This window comes from Streptococcus sp. CF4-3, assembly GCF_024295385.1.
Taxonomy (GTDB): Bacteria; Bacillota; Bacilli; order Lactobacillales; family Streptococcaceae; genus Streptococcus; species Streptococcus infantis_I.
In genome coordinates this window covers 15,153-31,820 of record NZ_JANCPN010000009.1, presented here as the reverse complement: position 1 = coordinate 31,820, position 16,668 = coordinate 15,153, and the positions used below count along the sequence as shown (strand labels likewise).

General features: G+C 41.8%; 20 protein-coding genes. 16 read left to right on the top strand and 4 right to left on the bottom strand.

The features are described 5' to 3' along the window. The first annotated feature begins 4 nt into the window (after positions 1–4). Both NML75_RS08050 and purB read left to right on the top strand, forming a co-directional pair. Positions 5–232, top strand: a complete 228-nt coding sequence (locus NML75_RS08050) for a hypothetical protein (RefSeq protein WP_004250386.1) — start codon at positions 5–7, stop codon at positions 230–232. Positions 233–287: 55 nt separating this feature from the next. Further along, positions 288–1,586 (top strand): adenylosuccinate lyase, encoded by a 1,299-nt coding sequence (gene purB, locus NML75_RS08045; RefSeq protein ID WP_254804365.1) that lies wholly within the window; start codon positions 288–290, stop codon positions 1,584–1,586. A 44-nt stretch (positions 1,587–1,630) separates the two neighbouring features. Here the strand turns inward: purB and NML75_RS08040 are convergent, their stop codons facing one another. After that, entirely contained in the window at positions 1,631–2,089 is a 459-nt protein-coding gene (locus NML75_RS08040) for a YSIRK-type signal peptide-containing protein (RefSeq protein WP_225749915.1), read from the bottom strand. Positions 2,090–2,358: 269 nt separating this feature from the next. Then, positions 2,359–3,075: a GntR family transcriptional regulator gene (locus NML75_RS08035; protein WP_004250391.1), complete on the bottom strand. Its 717-nt coding sequence runs from the start codon at positions 3,073–3,075 to the stop codon at positions 2,359–2,361. 321 nt (positions 3,076–3,396) lie between these two features. On the opposite strand from NML75_RS08035, the gene NML75_RS08030 reads away from it, so the two are divergent. The 7 genes from NML75_RS08030 to NML75_RS08000 all read left to right on the top strand — a co-directional run bounded on the left by NML75_RS08030 (position 3,397) and on the right by NML75_RS08000 (position 10,239). Next, positions 3,397–5,184, top strand: a complete 1,788-nt coding sequence (locus tag NML75_RS08030; RefSeq protein WP_004250393.1) for a glycoside hydrolase family 35 protein — start codon at positions 3,397–3,399, stop codon at positions 5,182–5,184. After that, the gene (locus tag NML75_RS08025; RefSeq protein ID WP_004250394.1) at positions 5,181–5,657 is read left to right on the top strand and encodes a PTS sugar transporter subunit IIB; all 477 of its coding nucleotides are present in this window, start codon (positions 5,181–5,183) and stop codon (positions 5,655–5,657) included. The genes NML75_RS08030 and NML75_RS08025 overlap by 4 nt, the downstream gene beginning before the upstream one ends. Positions 5,658–5,683: 26 nt before the next feature. Next, a complete protein-coding gene (locus tag NML75_RS08020) occupies positions 5,684–6,589 on the top strand; it encodes a PTS mannose/fructose/sorbose/N-acetylgalactosamine transporter subunit IIC (protein ID WP_016466413.1) in 906 nt (301 codons plus the stop codon). Next, a complete protein-coding gene (locus NML75_RS08015) occupies positions 6,576–7,397 on the top strand; it encodes a PTS system mannose/fructose/sorbose family transporter subunit IID (RefSeq protein WP_000185293.1) in 822 nt (273 codons plus the stop codon). Before NML75_RS08020 ends, NML75_RS08015 begins: the two co-directional genes overlap by 14 nt. Before the next feature lie 3 nt (positions 7,398–7,400). After that, complete coding sequence (locus tag NML75_RS08010) at positions 7,401–7,805, top strand: PTS sugar transporter subunit IIA (RefSeq protein ID WP_000167445.1); 405 nt, start codon at positions 7,401–7,403, stop codon at positions 7,803–7,805. Between the two features lie 219 nt (positions 7,806–8,024). Further along, positions 8,025–9,188 (top strand): SIS domain-containing protein, encoded by a 1,164-nt coding sequence (locus tag NML75_RS08005; RefSeq protein ID WP_070676974.1) that lies wholly within the window; start codon positions 8,025–8,027, stop codon positions 9,186–9,188. Between the two features lie 13 nt (positions 9,189–9,201). Beyond that, entirely contained in the window at positions 9,202–10,239 is a 1,038-nt protein-coding gene (locus NML75_RS08000) for an aldose epimerase family protein (protein ID WP_070676975.1), read from the top strand. 42 nt (positions 10,240–10,281) lie between these two features. Here NML75_RS08000 and rnjA read toward each other — a convergent pair whose 3' ends face one another. Further along, a complete protein-coding gene (gene rnjA, locus NML75_RS07995; protein WP_004250408.1) occupies positions 10,282–11,961 on the bottom strand; it encodes a ribonuclease J1 in 1,680 nt (559 codons plus the stop codon). A gap of 1 nt (position 11,962) precedes the next feature. After that, on the bottom strand, positions 11,963–12,196 hold the full coding sequence (locus NML75_RS07990; protein ID WP_070676976.1) for a DNA-dependent RNA polymerase subunit epsilon: 234 nt from the start codon (positions 12,194–12,196) through the stop codon (positions 11,963–11,965). A gap of 270 nt (positions 12,197–12,466) precedes the next feature. Between NML75_RS07990 and NML75_RS07985 the strand changes: the two genes are divergently transcribed. The 7 genes from NML75_RS07985 to NML75_RS07955 all read left to right on the top strand — a co-directional run bounded on the left by NML75_RS07985 (position 12,467) and on the right by NML75_RS07955 (position 16,658). Continuing rightward, positions 12,467–12,643 carry a hypothetical protein gene (locus NML75_RS07985; RefSeq protein WP_254804364.1) on the top strand — a complete coding sequence of 59 codons (177 nt, stop codon included), beginning with the start codon at positions 12,467–12,469 and terminating at the stop codon, positions 12,641–12,643. 149 nt (positions 12,644–12,792) lie between these two features. After that, positions 12,793–13,476, top strand: a complete 684-nt coding sequence (gene tsaB, locus NML75_RS07980) for a tRNA (adenosine(37)-N6)-threonylcarbamoyltransferase complex dimerization subunit type 1 TsaB (protein ID WP_070676978.1) — start codon at positions 12,793–12,795, stop codon at positions 13,474–13,476. Then, positions 13,473–13,910, top strand: a complete 438-nt coding sequence (rimI, locus tag NML75_RS07975) for a ribosomal protein S18-alanine N-acetyltransferase (RefSeq protein ID WP_070676979.1) — start codon at positions 13,473–13,475, stop codon at positions 13,908–13,910. The genes tsaB and rimI overlap by 4 nt, the downstream gene beginning before the upstream one ends. After that, entirely contained in the window at positions 13,900–14,910 is a 1,011-nt protein-coding gene (gene tsaD / locus NML75_RS07970) for a tRNA (adenosine(37)-N6)-threonylcarbamoyltransferase complex transferase subunit TsaD (protein ID WP_070676980.1), read from the top strand. Before rimI ends, tsaD begins: the two co-directional genes overlap by 11 nt. Before the next feature lie 66 nt (positions 14,911–14,976). Beyond that, on the top strand, positions 14,977–15,579 hold the full coding sequence (locus tag NML75_RS07965; protein ID WP_070676981.1) for a hypothetical protein: 603 nt from the start codon (positions 14,977–14,979) through the stop codon (positions 15,577–15,579). Positions 15,580–15,649: 70 nt separating this feature from the next. Continuing rightward, complete coding sequence (locus NML75_RS07960; protein ID WP_254804363.1) at positions 15,650–16,345, top strand: AzlC family ABC transporter permease; 696 nt, start codon at positions 15,650–15,652, stop codon at positions 16,343–16,345. Further along, positions 16,335–16,658 (top strand): AzlD domain-containing protein, encoded by a 324-nt coding sequence (locus NML75_RS07955; protein WP_070676982.1) that lies wholly within the window; start codon positions 16,335–16,337, stop codon positions 16,656–16,658. The genes NML75_RS07960 and NML75_RS07955 overlap by 11 nt, the downstream gene beginning before the upstream one ends. Positions 16,659–16,668 lie beyond the last annotated feature (10 nt).

Sequence of the window (16,668 nt, the reverse complement as noted above, 5' to 3'; positions counted from 1 at the left end):
GCCTATGATTCAACTCATTGTCAACGCATTTGTTGAAAAAGAAAAGACGGGAGCAGTCGTCGAAGTCTTGTATGCTAGTAGCAATCACGAAAAAGTGAAAGCTAAGTATGAAGAGCTGACTGCTCAATATCCTGAAAACTATTTAGCCATCTATGATCTACCGTTAGATACGGATTTGAATACACTGGATCATTATCCATCGGTGTGGATTGGGAAAGAGGAATTTGAATAAAGCGACAGTCGATTGCTAACTGATGTAAAACATCAAAAGAAAGGAAAATAAAAACATGATCGAACGTTACTCTCGCCCCGAAATGGCGAACATTTGGACTGAAGAAAATAAATACCGTGCTTGGCTTGAGGTAGAAATCTTGGCTGACGAGGCATGGGCTGAGTTGGGGGAAATCCCTAAGGAAGATGTGGCTTTGATTCGCGAGAAGGCGGACTTTGACATCGACCGTATTTTGGAGATTGAGCAGGAGACTCGCCACGATGTGGTGGCTTTCACACGTGCGGTTTCTGAGACTCTTGGTGAAGAGCGCAAGTGGGTTCACTACGGTTTGACATCTACTGACGTGGTAGATACGGCCTATGGTTACCTCTACAAACAAGCCAATGACATCATCCGCAAGGACCTTGAAAACTTCACCAACATCATCGCTGATAAGGCTAAGGAGCACAAGTTCACCATTATGATGGGTCGTACCCACGGTGTGCACGCTGAGCCGACAACTTTTGGTCTGAAATTGGCTACTTGGTACAGCGAAATGAAGCGGAACATTGAGCGTTTCGAGCATGCGGCTGCTGGTGTAGAGGCAGGTAAGATCTCTGGTGCGGTTGGTAACTTTGCCAATATCCCACCATTCGTTGAAAAATACGTCTGCGACAAGCTTGGTATCCGTGCTCAAGAAATCTCAACACAGGTGCTTCCTCGTGACCTTCATGCTGAGTACTTTGCAGTTCTTGCTAGCATCGCAACTTCTATCGAGCGTATGGCGACTGAAATTCGTGGTTTGCAAAAATCAGAACAACGCGAAGTAGAAGAGTTCTTTGCTAAAGGGCAAAAAGGGTCTTCAGCAATGCCTCACAAACGCAACCCTATCGGTTCTGAAAACATGACAGGTCTTGCGCGTGTTATCCGCGGTCACATGGTGACAGCTTATGAGAATGTTGCTCTCTGGCACGAACGTGACATCTCTCACTCATCAGCTGAGCGTATCATCACACCAGATACGACCATCTTGATTGACTACATGCTCAACCGTTTTGGAAATATCGTCAAAAACTTGACGGTCTTCCCAGAAAACATGATCCGCAACATGAACTCAACTTTTGGTCTTATCTTTAGCCAACGTGCCATGTTGACCTTGATTGAGAAAGGTATGACCCGTGAGCAAGCCTATGACTTGGTACAACCAAAAACAGCCTACTCTTGGGACAACCAAGTAGACTTCAAACCACTTCTTGAAGCAGATCCAGAAGTAACATCACGTTTGACTCAAGAAGAAATCGACGAAATCTTCAACCCAACTTACTACACCAAACGAGTGGATGAGATCTTCGAACGCATCGGTTTGGGTGACTAATCATAAAATAAAAAGCGAGATTCAATCTCGCTTTTTATTTGTGCTTAATCTTTTTTCTTGCTAAGTCCATAAGCTGTAAGTGCAGCCATCAAACCTGTAGCCATCAACCATTCTGAACCTTGGCTTCCTGTTTCAGGAAGTTTATATTCTTTGGCTGAAGGAGCCTCAACTGTAGCAACTTTTTTATTTTCTACCTCTTCTGGTTCTGACTTCTTAGCTTCTCCAGTTACTTCTGATTTTGTTGGAGCTTCAGTATTTGTTACTGGAGCGACTGGAGACGCTTGAGCTACATTTTCTGTTGAAGGAGTAGTCTCGAGTTTTTCTTCACTCGTTGGTGGAGTGACTTCTCCAGTGGTTTGGACAGCAGGTTGATTCTCTGTTGTAGCAGGCACAACTCCGTCAGCAGCAATAGCTTGAGCCTGAAAGGCAAAGCCAATCAATACAGAAGCGGCCCAAATTGCATATTTACGAATAGAGAAGCGCTGTTTATTTTCTGGTTTCATTAAAAACCTCCCTTTTGAATTCTTTGATAACGTTTTCATACATTGATCCTATTGTATGTTCTTACTAAAATAAAGTCAAGTTTTTGAGGGAATTACTATAAAAAATAGAATAATTTATAAATTAAGATATATTTTTCTAATTTTGACTATTTTTTAGTAAAAAGGTTACTAATTATAGAATTGCTTGAAATGCTATTCTCAGGAAAGTGAGCTGATGCTATAATGGGTATATAAAAAACCTGAGACAGTCGCCTCAGGATTTTTAAAGATTAGTGGTCACGATCACAAGAAATGAATTTGATTTTGTAGAAATCAGATCGTTTATATGTCTCGATATATTCCAAAACTTGACCAGTTGCTTCAAGCTTAGTTGTCTTAGTTTGGAAAACAGTTGGGAAATGAGTGTCGATTCCTAATACAGAAGCGGCATGTTCTGGAGTTGGAAATACAATTTCATTAATTTCTTCAAAATGCTCATCATTCATGTGAATGTGGTAGTCCAATTTGAAACGAGTATAGATAGAACTATAGTATTCAAGATTTGGATAGTTGGCATTGATGTACTGTTCAGGAATGTATGAACTGTGATAGATATAGGTGATGCCATTTGTTTCACGAACACGTTCAATCTTGTAGTAGAATTGATCGCCACGTAGGCCGAGCTTTTCTAGATATTTAAGATCGTTCCCGCGTTCGATAGAAAGAACAGTTACCTTATCGTCTTTGGTCTCGAAGATTTCTACATCAGAAAATTCAACGAGTTTATGCTTGCGGGCACGAGCTACGAAAGTTCCTTTACCTTGTTGACGAACAATGTATCCGTCTTTAGCAAGATCATTCAAGGCACGAACCACTGTGATTGAGCTAACATCATACATGGAAATCAATTCTGCTTCAGTGTAGAATTTATCTCCACTAGCAAATTGACCAGAAATAATCTTGTTTTTCAATTCATCTTTAATATATTGATACTTTGGAATTGCCATAATTTCACCTCATTTTTTCCTTCTCCACCTATGATTTTAACATAAAATCGAAAAAAAGAGTAGAAAAGCGATGAAAAAATTTAAAATATCGGAATAAGAAATTAGGATACATATAAATAATTTGAGTTTTAATTCCTATTTTTGCTTTCTATTTAGAACGTTGATTTTATGGCATTTTGATATTTTTTAGAAAAAATTTAGTAAAAGACAGAAAATTTTTAAAGAAAATTTCAAAAAGTATTGACATTAATCCCCGATTAGTTTATAGTTGATATAACAACAAATGAAAGCGCAATCTTTTTCGTTTTCAGAGGAGGAAGAATGGCAAGATTTGAAATTAAAGATGATTTCTATCTGAATGGAAAACCATTCAAGGTTTTGTCTGGTGCCATTCACTATTTTAGAATTCCTGTGGAAGATTGGCATCATTCATTGTATAACCTCAAGGCTTTAGGTTTCAATACAGTTGAGACTTATGTCGCCTGGAACATGCATGAACCTGCTGAAGGAAAATTTAACTTTGAAGGTAATCTTGATTTAGAGAGATTTCTTCAAACTGCACAAGATTTGGGCTTATATGCAATTGTACGTCCTTCTCCATTTATCTGTGCAGAATGGGAATTCGGTGGTTTACCAGCATGGCTCTTGACCAAGGATATGAGAATTCGGTCATCTGACCCAGCTTTCATTGATATGGTTGGTCGCTACTATGATCAGTTGCTTCCACGTCTAGTTCCGAGATTATTGGAAAACGGTGGGAACATTCTCATGATGCAAGTCGAAAATGAGTACGGATCCTATGGCGAGGACAAGACCTACTTGAGGGAAATTCGACGTTTGATGGAAGGACGAGCAGTTACTTGTCCGCTTTTCACATCAGATGGACCATGGCGAGCAACTCTTAAGGCTGGAACCTTAATTGAGGATGATCTCTTTGTGACAGGGAACTTTGGTTCCAAGGCTACTTATAATTTCTCACAGATGCAAGAATTCTTTGATGAGCACGGCAAGAAATGGCCACTCATGTGTATGGAATTCTGGGATGGCTGGTTCAATCGATGGAAAGAACCAATCATCAAGCGTGAACCTGAGGAATTAGCAGAAGCTGTCCACGAGGTTTTAGAGCAAGGTTCTATTAATCTTTACATGTTCCACGGTGGGACCAACTTTGGTTTTATGAATGGTTGTTCAGCTCGAGGAACCATTGATTTACCACAAGTAACATCTTATGATTATGACGCTCTTCTTGATGAAGCTGGAAACCCAACTGCTAAATATTTTGCAGTCAAAGACATGATGGCGACTTACTATCCTGAGTATCCGCAATCTGAGCCACTTCACAAGGCAAGTATGGAAGTTGACGCGATTCCGCTAGTTGAAAAAGTTTCCTTGTTTGAAACCTTGGATAGCCTATCCAGTCCGATTGAAAGTCTCTACCCTAAGAAAATGGAAGAGTTAGGACAAGGTTACGGCTACCTACTCTATCGTACGGAAGCAAGTTGGGATGCGGATGAAGAACGCATTCGAATTATTGACGGACGAGATAGAGCTCAGCTCTTTATCGATGGTAAATGGGTGGCGACACAGTACCAAACAGAAATCGGTGAAGATATCTTTTATCAAGGTAAAAAGAAAACGCTATCCAATATTGATATACTTATTGAAAATATGGGGCGTGTCAACTATGGACACAAATTCTTAGCAGATACACAGCGAAAAGGAATTCGCACAGGTATTTGTAAAGATTTGCATTTCTTGCTCAACTGGAAGCAATATCCACTTCCTCTTGATAACCCAGAGAATATTGATTTCTCTAAGGGATGGACAGAAGGACAACCTGCCTTTTACGCTTATGACTTTGAAGTTGAGGCGCCAAAGGATACCTACTTAGACTTATCTGAGTTTGGTAAAGGGATTGCTTATATCAATGGACATCATCTAGGTCGCTTCTGGAATGTCGGTCCAACCTTATCTCTTTATATTCCACATAGCTATCTCAAAGAAGGTGCCAACCGCATCATTATCTTTGAAACAGAAGGGGAGTATAAGGAACACATACATTTAACTTGTAAACCTACACTAAAACTTATAAAGGGGGAAAACTTATGACAATTGTAGGATGCCGTATCGATGGGCGCTTAATTCACGGACAAGTCGCAAACCTTTGGTCTGCTAAACTTAATGTTTCACGTATCATGGTCGTTGACAATGATGTTGTGAACAATGACGTTGAAAAAAGCGGCTTGAAACTTGCAACACCACCAGGTGTAAAACTTAGTATTTTGCCAGTTGATAAAGCAGCAGCGAATATCCTTGCTGGTAAATACGATAGCCAACGTCTTTTGATTGTAGCACGCAAACCTGACCGTTTCCTCGGTTTGGTAGAAGCAGGTGTGCCACTTGAAACTGTCAATGTCGGCAACATGTCTCAAACACCAGAAACACGTGCAATCACACGTTCTATTAACGTTGTTGATAAAGACGTAGAAGATTTCCACAAATTGGCGGAAAAAGGTGTTAAACTTACTGCTCAAATGGTTCCAAATGATCCAGTTTCAGACTTTTTGAGCTTATTAAAATAGGAAAAAATTTTTAGGAGGTCATTGTTATGATACAATGGTGGCAAATTTTACTTCTCACTTTGTACTCAGCTTATCAAATCTGTGATGAGTTGACGATCGTTTCTTCTGCAGGTTCCCCTGTATTCGCTGGTTTCATTACTGGTTTAGTCATGGGAGATTTGACAACTGGTTTGTTTATCGGTGGTAGCTTGCAGTTATTCGTACTTGGGGTAGGTACCTTTGGTGGTGCTTCTCGTATCGACGCAACTTCTGGTGCGGTTCTTGCGACAGCTTTCTCAGTTTCACAAGGAATCGAAACAGATCTTGCGATCACTACAATCGCTGTACCAGTAGCGGCACTTTTGACTTACTTCGACGTACTTGGTCGTATGACTACAACATTCTTCGCTCACCGTATTGATGCTGCGATCGAACGCTTTGACTACAAAGGAATCGAACGTAACTATCTTCTTGGTGCAGTTCCTTGGGCTCTTTCTCGTGCCCTTCCAGTATTCTTCGCCCTAGCTTTCGGTGGAGAATTCGTACAAGGTGTTGTAAACCTTGTTAAAGAATACCAATGGGTTGCAGACGGTTTGACTCTTGCAGGTCGTATGCTTCCAGGTCTTGGATTCGCTATCTTGCTTCGTTACCTTCCAGTTAAACGTAACCTTCACTACCTTGCTATGGGATTCGGTTTGACAGCTATGTTGACTGTTCTTTACTCAAACGTAACAAGTCTTGGTGGAGCAGTTGCTGGAATCATTGGCACTCTTCCTGCTGAAGTTGCTGAAAAAATTGGCTTTGTTAACAACTTCAAAGGATTGTCTATGATCGGTATCTCTATCGTAGGTATCTTCCTTGCGGTTGTTCACTTCAAGAACAGCCAAAAAGTTGCTGTAGCAGCACCTTCTACACCATCAGAAAGTGGGGAAATTGAAGATGACGAATTCTAATTACAAATTAACAAAAGAAGATTTTAATCAAATTAACAAACGTAGCTTGTTCACTTTCCAATTGGGATGGAACTACGAACGTATGCAAGCATCAGGTTACCTTTACATGATCTTGCCACAATTGCGTAAAATGTATGGAGATGGAACTCCTGAGTTGAAAGAAATGATGAAAGTTCATACTCAATTCTTCAACACTTCACCATTCTTCCACACAATTATCGCTGGTTTTGACCTTGCTATGGAAGAAAAAGATGGCGTTGGTTCAAAAGATGCGGTTAACGGTATCAAGACAGGTTTGATGGGACCATTCGCTCCTCTTGGAGATACTATCTTTGGTTCACTTGTACCTGCTATCATGGGATCTATCGCTGCAACAATGGCTATTGCTGGTCAACCTTGGGGTATCTTCCTTTGGATTGCAGTTGCAGTAGCGTATGACATCTTCCGTTGGAAACAGTTGGAATTTGCATACAAAGAAGGGGTTAACCTTATCAACAACATGCAAAGTACTTTGACAGCTTTGATTGAAGCTGCATCTGTACTTGGTGTATTCATGATGGGTGCTCTTGTAGCAACAATGATCAACTTTGAAATTTCATACAAATTACCAATCGGTGAAAAGATGATTGACTTCCAAGACATCTTGAACTCAATCTTCCCACGTTTGCTTCCAGCAATCTTCACTGCATTTATCTTCTGGTTGCTTGGTAAGAAAGGTATGAACTCTACAAAAGCTATCGGTATCATTATCGTGCTTGCCTTGGCTCTTTCTGCCTTTGGTAAATTTGCACTTGGAATGGGCGCATAATTTATGACTAAATCATTGATTTTAGTGAGCCACGGTCGTTTCTGTGAAGAACTTAAAGGTAGCACAGAGATGATTATGGGACCACAAGACAACATTCATGCGGTTGCTCTTCTTCCAGAAGATGGACCAGAAGAATTTACTGCAAAATTTGAAGCTGCTGTTGAAGGATTGGATGATTTCCTAGTCTTTGCGGATCTTCTTGGCGGAACTCCATGTAACGTGGTGAGCCGTCTGATTATGGAAGGTCGTGACATTGAACTGTATGCAGGAATGAACCTTCCGATGGTCATTGAATTTATCAATGCAAGCCTAACTGGAATGGATGCGGACTATAAGAGTCGTGCTTCAGAAAGCATTGTGAAAGTTAATGATTTATTGGCGAGCTTCGACGACGATGAAGATGAATAATACTCTTCAAAAATCAAATTCAAACCACGTCAGCTTCGCCTTGCCGTACTTGAGTACAGCCTTCGGCTAGCTTCCTAGTTTGCTCTTTGATTTTCATTGAGTATAAGATGTGATTGCGTTAAAACGTTAAATCATCTTATAGAAAATATACATGGGAATGGGAGCGACTCCCATTCCCATGTTTTCAATCATGAAACAATATTAGATTAGAGGTTTTCAATGCTAGATTATACAAAAGAAGATTTGCTTGAGTTGGGAGCAGAGATCACCACACGCGAAATTTACCAACAACCAGATGTTTGGAAGGAAGCTTTTGAATCATACCAAGCACGCCGTGATGAAATTGCAGCCTTTTTGCAAGGAATTGCAGATAAACATGACTATATCAAGGTTATCCTGACTGGTGCTGGAACTTCAGCTTATGTAGGTGATACCTTGGTTCCATACTTCAAGGAAGTCTATGACGAACGTAAATGGAATTTCAATGCTATTGCGACAACAGATATCGTTGCCACCCCACAAACCTATTTGAAAAAAGATGTGGCAACTGTTTTGGTATCATTTGCACGTAGCGGGAACTCACCTGAGAGTGTGGCAACAGTTGACTTGGCTAAGGCTTTAGTTGACGATCTTTATCAAGTAACGATCACTTGTGCGGCTGAAGGGAAATTAGCACTTCAAGCTCACGGTGATGATCGCAACCTCTTGCTCTTGCAACCGGCAGCTTCTAACGATGCTGGATTTGCTATGACATCAAGCTTTACTTCAATGATGTTGACAGCACTTTTGGTCTTCGATCCAACTGAATTTGCTGTTAAAGCTGAACGTTTTGAAGTGCTTTCTAGTCTTGCTCGTAAAGTTCTTGACAATGTGGCAGATGTGAAAGAGTTGGTTGACCTAGACTTTAACCGAGTGATTTACTTAGGTGCAGGTCCATTCTTCGGACTTGCTCATGAGGCACAACTGAAAATTTTGGAATTGACTGCTGGTCGGGTTGCGACAATGTATGAAAGTCCAGTCGGCTTCCGTCACGGTCCAAAATCTCTTATCAATGAAGATACTGTAGTTTTAGTTTTTGGTACTACAACGAACTATACTCGTAAGTATGACTTAGACTTGGTTCGTGAAGTTGCAGGGGACCAAATCGCTCGTCGCGTTGTTCTCTTGAGTGATCAAGCTTTTGGTCTTGAAAACGTTAAGGAAGTAGCACTTGGCTGTGGCAGTGTCTTGAATGACGTTTACCGTGTATTCCCTTATATTGTTTATGGTCAACTATTTGCTCTCTTGACTTCGCTTAAGGTTGGCAACAGACCTGATACACCATCACCTACAGGTACAGTAAACCGCGTCGTTCAAGGTGTTATTATTCACGAATTCAAATAATAAGGAGAAAAGGATGAAAACATACACAGAACGTGTATTTGGGAAAGTTGATGACAAGGATGTTGTCGCTTATCGCTTTGAAACAGAAGCAGGCTACCAACTAGAAATCATGACCTATGGTGCAACGATTCTACGCTATGTAACTCCTGATAAGGCTGGTAATTTTGCCAATGTTATCCTAGGTTTTGATGATTTTGACAGCTATGTAGGTAACAGTCCTAAACATGGAGCGAGTGTAGGTCCAGTTGCAGGTCGTATCGCAGGTGCGACATTCGAATTGAATGGGGAAACCTATGAACTCGAAGTCAATAACGCAAGCAACTGTAACCACAGTGGCTCAACAGGTTGGGATTCTAGTTTGTTTGAGCTAGTCGAGGTGAGCGACCATGGTTTGACTCTTTACACAGAAAGAACAGACGGTACAGGAGGCTTCCCAGGTAATCTTAAGATTTGGATTAGCTACAAATTAGAAGAAAATGGGGCCTACGAAGTTAGCTACAAGGTGACGACGGACCAGGATACCTTGGTCAATCCGACCAACCATAGCTACTTTAACTTGTCTGGCGATTTCACTCAGACGGTTGACCGCCATGTTTTCCAACTGAATACAGAAGGTATTTATCCAATCGCTCCTGACGGTGTCCCAGCTAAAGCTCCAGATGCTAATCGTGATGTGGTCAAACATATCTACAATGGCGCCTTGTTGAAAGATATCTTTGCAGAAGAAGATGAGCAAATCCAACTCGTATCTGGTTTGGACCACCCATTTGCTCTGCCTGCAGGACATGACAATGCTGGTTTCCTCTATGACCAAAATTCAGGTCGCTTCCTTCTCTTCAAGACAGAAGCACCTTGCTTTGTAGTTTACACCGCAAACTTTGTCGATGATAGTGTCATTATTGCGGGTCAGCCAATGATGCAGCACAATGGAATTGCTCTTGAAGCACAGGCTTTACCAGATGCTATTCACAGTGACCTGAAAGATCAAGTCATTCTAAAAGCAGGTGAAACTTTCACTAGCAAAACTCGTTACGAAATTGTCGTTAAATAATAAAAAATTCTCTGAAGTCATAGGATTTCAGAGAATTTTTTATTATTCTTCATCTGGTGTGAGAATCATCGGAATGATGATTGGTTCACGTTCAGTGTTTTCGTAAAGGAATGGTCGAATGGCGTTTACGATAGCACCATTGACAGATTGGACGCTGGCATCCTTGTTTTTCAAAGCGATACGAATAGCATTGAAAAGGATGCGTTGACTTTGACGGATCAAGTCGCCAGATTCGCGCATGTAGACGAAACCACGACTAAGGATATCTGGTCCAGAAATAATCATCTGAGACTCAAAGTCTACCGTTGCGACGGCAAGTACGACACCATCTTCGGATAGGTCTCGACGGTCTTTTAGGACTGCTGCTCCGATTTCACCGATTCGATTTCCATCGACGTAGATATCTTGAGCATTGAAATGACCAGCGATACGAGCAGAGTTTGCAGTAAGGGCAAGGACATCACCATTGCTCATGATAAAGATATTGTCTTTTTCAACTCCAGTATCTACGGCAAGTCCAGCATGGACTTTTTGCATGCGATATTCACCGTGAACAGGCATGAAGTATTTTGGTTTGATGAGGCGGAGCATGAGTTTTTGCTCTTGCTGACCACCGTGTCCAGATGTATGGATGTTGTTAATCTTACCATGGATAACTTCAACACCAGCTTCAGAAATGATGTTAATCAGCTTGTTAACGCTAGTGGTGTTTCCTGGGATTGGACTAGATGAGAAGATAACCGTATCGCCAGGTTGGAGTTGCACTTGACGATGGGTTCCGTTAGCGATACGAGAGAGAGCCGCCATAGGTTCACCCTGGCTACCCGTACAGAGGATAAGAATCTCACCCGCAGGGTAATCTTTGATTTCATTTGGTTCGATGAAGGTTCCCTTTGGCGCCTTGATGTAGCCAAGCTCGATTCCGTTAACAATAGCCTTTTCCATAGAACGTCCAAAGACAGCAATCTTACGCCCTGTTTTGACTGCGGCATCAGTCGCTTGTTGGAGACGGAAGATATTTGAGGCAAAGGATGCAAAGATGATACGTCCCTCTATACCTTGAATAATCTTCATAATAGACTGACCAACGACCTTTTCAGAGTTTGTAAAGGTTGGCACTTCAGCATTTGTCGAGTCAGAGAGTAAGCAAAGCACTCCGTCTTCACCTAGGGCTGCCATACGGTGCAAGTCTGCAGGTTCACCAACTGGTGTAAAGTCAAACTTAAAGTCACCGGTACAGACGATTTTTCCTTGAGGTGTATGGATAACAATTCCCAAAGGCTCTGGGATAGAGTGAGTAGTTCTAAAGAAAGTTGCTTTAAGATTTTTAAAGGTCAACTCAGTGTTGTGGTTGATTTCGTGAAGTGTAGCATTGCGCAAAAGGCCATGTTCTTCGAGTTTTCCACGGATTAAAGCGAGAGCTAGTGGACCTGCATAGATAGGTATATTTGCTTGCTTGAGCAAGAAAGGAATCCCACCAATATGGTCCTCGTGTCCGTGTGTAATCAAGAGAGCCTTGACGCGGTCGATGTTTTCGACAATATAAGAGTAATCAGGGATAACGTAGTCGATACCAAGCAAGTCATCCTCGGGGAATTTAATCCCTGCATCAACAATGATGATTTCGTCTTGGTATTCGATTCCGTATGTATTTTTACCGATTTCTCCTAGACCACCAATGGCAAAAACGCCCACTTCTTCTGGTTTAAGAGTATAGGCCATATTAGAACTCCGTAATTTCGAATGCGCCAGTTTCTTTTTCGTAGTCTAGCAATTTGTCAGACAAGAGCTCGATATATTCAACGTTGAATTCTGGACGATTTTCTTCCACAAGTTGGCGAGCAATGATGCGTCCCTCAAGTTCTGAGCTAGCATCGATATCTAAGTAGAGTGAGCGTGTTGTTTCACGACGTGGGCTACGGTCTTTTGTTTCTTGATAAAAAACTTTGTAAATCATTTGTTTCCTTTCTGTTTTCAGGTCAGCTGTATTCAAAAAATTACCAGCTTGAAGCTGTTTATTTCTATTTCAGTTTCTGTCTGGATTGACCTTGATTCGTTACAATTATCTCAATTATAACATAAAAAGGGGAATTAGTAAAAGCAGGAAACATGAAAGTAAGGAGCTTGGAATACGTTTCATTTTGCCATGTATAAGCATTTGAAACTTTAAGATGCAAGTGCTATAATAAAGTTATAAGAGACGTTTCCATATCAAGGAGGTTGCCCTATGTATAACTTATTTTCTTTTGCTATCGGAGTTCGTTTGGTAGCTTTTATGATTTTTGTTGCTTGTGTATACGGTGGCAATGTTTTGTATACTCTCCTAGAGAATCGAAATGCCAAACTCCTGTGGAAGATTGGCTTCGTGACTCTGTATTCGTTTTTCCTACTTCTCGTAACCTAAGTGGTCTGGTTTGTATTTTACTTTGGCTTGAATACTTAAGTGCTTGTCTTGTCTATTTGGCAGGACATTTTTGTTTCAAAACAAAGAAAATTCCCTTGTGTCGGCTTTTGTAGTATAATAGTAAACAGACAAAAAGATAGGAATGTGTTATGAAAGTATTAGCTTTTGATACGTCCAGCAAGGCTCTGTCTTTAGCAGTTTTAGAGGACAAGCAGCTTCTTGCCGAGACCACGATTAATATCAAGAAAAATCACAGTATCACTCTGATGCCTGCCATTGATTTTTTGATGGCCAGTCTAGATTTGACACCCAAAGATTTGGATCGAATCGTGGTAGCAGAGGGACCGGGTAGCTACACAGGTTTGCGAATCGCGGTGGCAACTGCAAAGACCTTGGCTCATACCCTAAATATCGAGCTAGTTGGGATGTCTAGCCTTTTATCTCTGGTACCTAGCCAGCAGGAAGGTTTGGTTGTCCCCTTGATGGATGCGCGTCGTAACAATGTATATGCAGGGTTTTATGAAAATGCCCAGTCAGTCTTTCCAGAAGCTCACCTGTCTTTCGAGGAGGTCCTAGAGCAAGTCAAGGATGCCGACCAGGTAACCTTTGTCGGAGAAGTTGCCCCCTTTGTCGAGCAGATTCAAGAGCACTTGCCACAGGCTAACTATCAAGAAACCTTACCAAACGCAGCGAATCTAGCTCTTTGGGCCTGGGACAAGGAAGCAGACTCCCTGCACGATTTTGTGCCGAATTACCTCAAACGTGTCGAAGCTGAGGAAAATTGGCTCAAGAACCACGCCGAGTCTGGCGAGTCCTACATTAAACGCCTATGATAGAAATCAAACGAATCCAACAGCAACCTGACGTAGCACAAACTATCTATGAAGTGATGACGGATGTTTATCCCGTCAGTCCTTGGACGTTGGAACAAATCCAAGCAGACCTGTCTCAAGATCAGACTTGGTACGTTCTAGCTTATGATGGGGAAGAAGTGATAGGTTTTCTAGCAATTCAGGAGAATAACTTTGAAGCAGAAGTCTTGCAAATCGCTGTCAAGAAAGCTTATCAAGGTCAGGGAATAGCCTCAGACTTGTTTGCAACATTGCCGACAGACAGGGAGATTTTCCTTGAAGTCAGAAAGTCCAACCACCGAGCGCAAGCATTTTACAAGAAAGAAAAAATGGCAGTCATCGCTGAGAGAAAGTCCTATTACCATGATCCAGTTGAGGACGCCATTATCATGAAGAGAGAAATAGATGAAGGATAGATATATTTTAGCATTTGAGACATCCTGTGATGAGACCAGTGTCGCCGTCTTAAAAAACGATGACGAGCTCTTGTCCAATGTCATTGCTAGTCAAATTGAGAGTCATAAACGTTTTGGGGGCGTAGTGCCAGAAGTAGCCAGTCGTCACCACGTCGAGGTCATTACAGCCTGCATCGAGGAGGCACTAGCAGAAGCAGAAATTAGCGAAGAGGATGTGACAGCTGTTGCGGTTACCTACGGACCAGGATTGGTCGGAGCCTTGCTAGTTGGCTTGTCAGCTGCTAAGGCCTTTGCTTGGGCACATGAACTACCTCTAATTCCCGTTAATCACATGGCTGGTCACCTCATGGCAGCTCAAAGTGTCGAACCTTTGGAGTTTCCCTTGCTAGCCCTTCTAGTCAGTGGTGGACACACAGAGTTGGTCTATGTTTCTGAAGCTGGTGATTATAAGATTGTTGGGGAGACCCGTGATGATGCAGTTGGTGAAGCCTATGATAAGGTCGGTCGTGTTATGGGCTTGACCTATCCAGCAGGTCGTGAGATTGACGAGTTGGCTCATCAAGGTCAGGATGTGTATGACTTCCCACGTGCTATGATCAAGGAAGACAATCTGGAGTTTTCATTTTCAGGTTTGAAGTCTGCCTTTATCAATCTCCACCACAATGCCGAGCAAAAGGGAGAAAGCTTGTCCAAGGAAGACCTATCTGCCTCTTTCCAAGCAGCAGTTATGGATATTCTCATGGCAAAAACCAAGAGGGCCTTGGAGAAATACCCTGTTAAAACCCTAGTCGTGGCTGGTGGTGTGGCGGCCAATAAAGGTCTTAGAGAACGTTTGGCGGCTGAAATCACCGATGTCAAGGTTATCATTCCACCTCTACGTCTTTGCGGAGACAATGCAGGAATGATTGCCTATGCTAGCGTTAGCGAGTGGAACAAAGAGAACTTTGCAGACTTGGAACTAAATGCCAAACCTAGCCTCGCTTTTGATACTATGGAATAAAGAGTTAGCTCAGCGTTAACTCTTTTATCTTGGACAAATACGCGAGTTTTTTAGTATAGTAGAAATATGAGATTTAAAAAAATAATTAGTGTAGCACTTGCCCTAGTGGTATTGTTGCTGTCTCTGCTGGTTTTTCAGCTGTTTCAAAAGACGCAATTGGTCATGTTTGAAACTATTTCATTTAACATGCCCCTCGAATCCTTTGAAAAAGTGTTTGGAAAACCTCATGAAATAGTAGAAGAAACAGAAATAGGCTATCACAATCCTTGGCGTGCAAAAGATCCCTATCTCTATAAAACAGGGCGTCTTTTCTACGACTATGAAAATTTTAAATGGAAAGGTTATAGTGGTCGCGTGATCTTTACTTTTTCAAAATCACATCGTTTACAAGGGGCTGCGGTTTATTTCCCTGTGGCGTCCAAGGCTCAACAGAAGGAAGTGCTTTATAAGATAACCCAAGATATGAAAGCAGAAATTGAAGCTCTTCCAGATTACCAGTCCATGACCACTGATACGGTAGGGCTCTATGATGACGGTTATCGCTACAAGGTTAAACTGAAAGGGCAAAAGAGAGAGCTCTGGATTGATGTCTATCCCACAGAATATGAGGATGATGACAATCCTGAGAATAATCAATATCATATTCGAATCGATCAATCTCGATGCTAGTCGCCCTAGGGTTCTTGTTTTGAACGCTTTGTGACAATAGAATGATGTATTTGTAAGAATGAGGAGGTTTATGAAAGAAAAAGGATTTTGGGAGGGAGTACAGGCTGCGATGCCGACCGCTTTAGGCTATGTCAGTATCGGCCTTGCTTGTGGGATTATCGGTTCGCCCTACGTAACACCTGTTGAGATGGGCTTGATGAGTCTCTTTGTCTATGCTGGAAGTGCCCAGTTCGCTATGATAGCCTTGATAGCAGTTCAAGCGCCTGTGGCAGCCATTGCTATGACGGTCTTTTTGATTAATCTGCGTCTCTTTTTATTGAGTTTGCATGCGTCGACCTATTTCCGTCATACTAGTCTCTGGCATAATATCGGAATGTCTAGCCTCTTGACGGATGAGACATACGGGGTCTTGATGGGAGAGCTGATTCATTGGGACAAGGTCAATCCTATGTGGATGCACGGAAACAACCTTAACAGCTATCTAGCTTGGTTTGTGGGGACAGTTGTCGGAACTGCCTTAGGTGGCCTTTTGCCAAATCCTGAGATTTTCGGTCTTGACTTTGCCCTAGTCGGAATGTTTATTGGAATTTTTACATCTCAGTTTCAGATTATGCAAAGAAGAATTCCCTTGCGCAACCTCTTCATCATTTTAGGAGTTGTTGCCCTTTCCTTCTTTGTACTGTTGACAGTGGTGTCTCAGTCACTAGCTGTACTGTTTGCGACCTTGCTAGGTTGTACTATGGGGGTGATTTTGGATGGTCAGTAAGTATATTTTAATGGCAATTATCTTCTCTGGCTTGGTGACCTGGATTCCGAGAATGATTCCTTTCATACTTGCTAAGTACAAAGGATTGCCAGCAATCGTAGAGCGCTTTTTGAAATTCCTACCAGTCTCTATTATCTTTGCCTTGATTCTTTCAAGTGTGGTGACAGGAAAAATCGGAAGCTTACCACAGATAAAATGGTTAGACTTTCTAGCAGTCTTTCCGACAGCCTTTGTCGCCTTTCGTTACCGCAATCTGGTGGGGACGGTTATCTTTGGAGTGGTCTTGATAGCAGTCCTACGCTTGGTTTTTTAATCAGCCATAA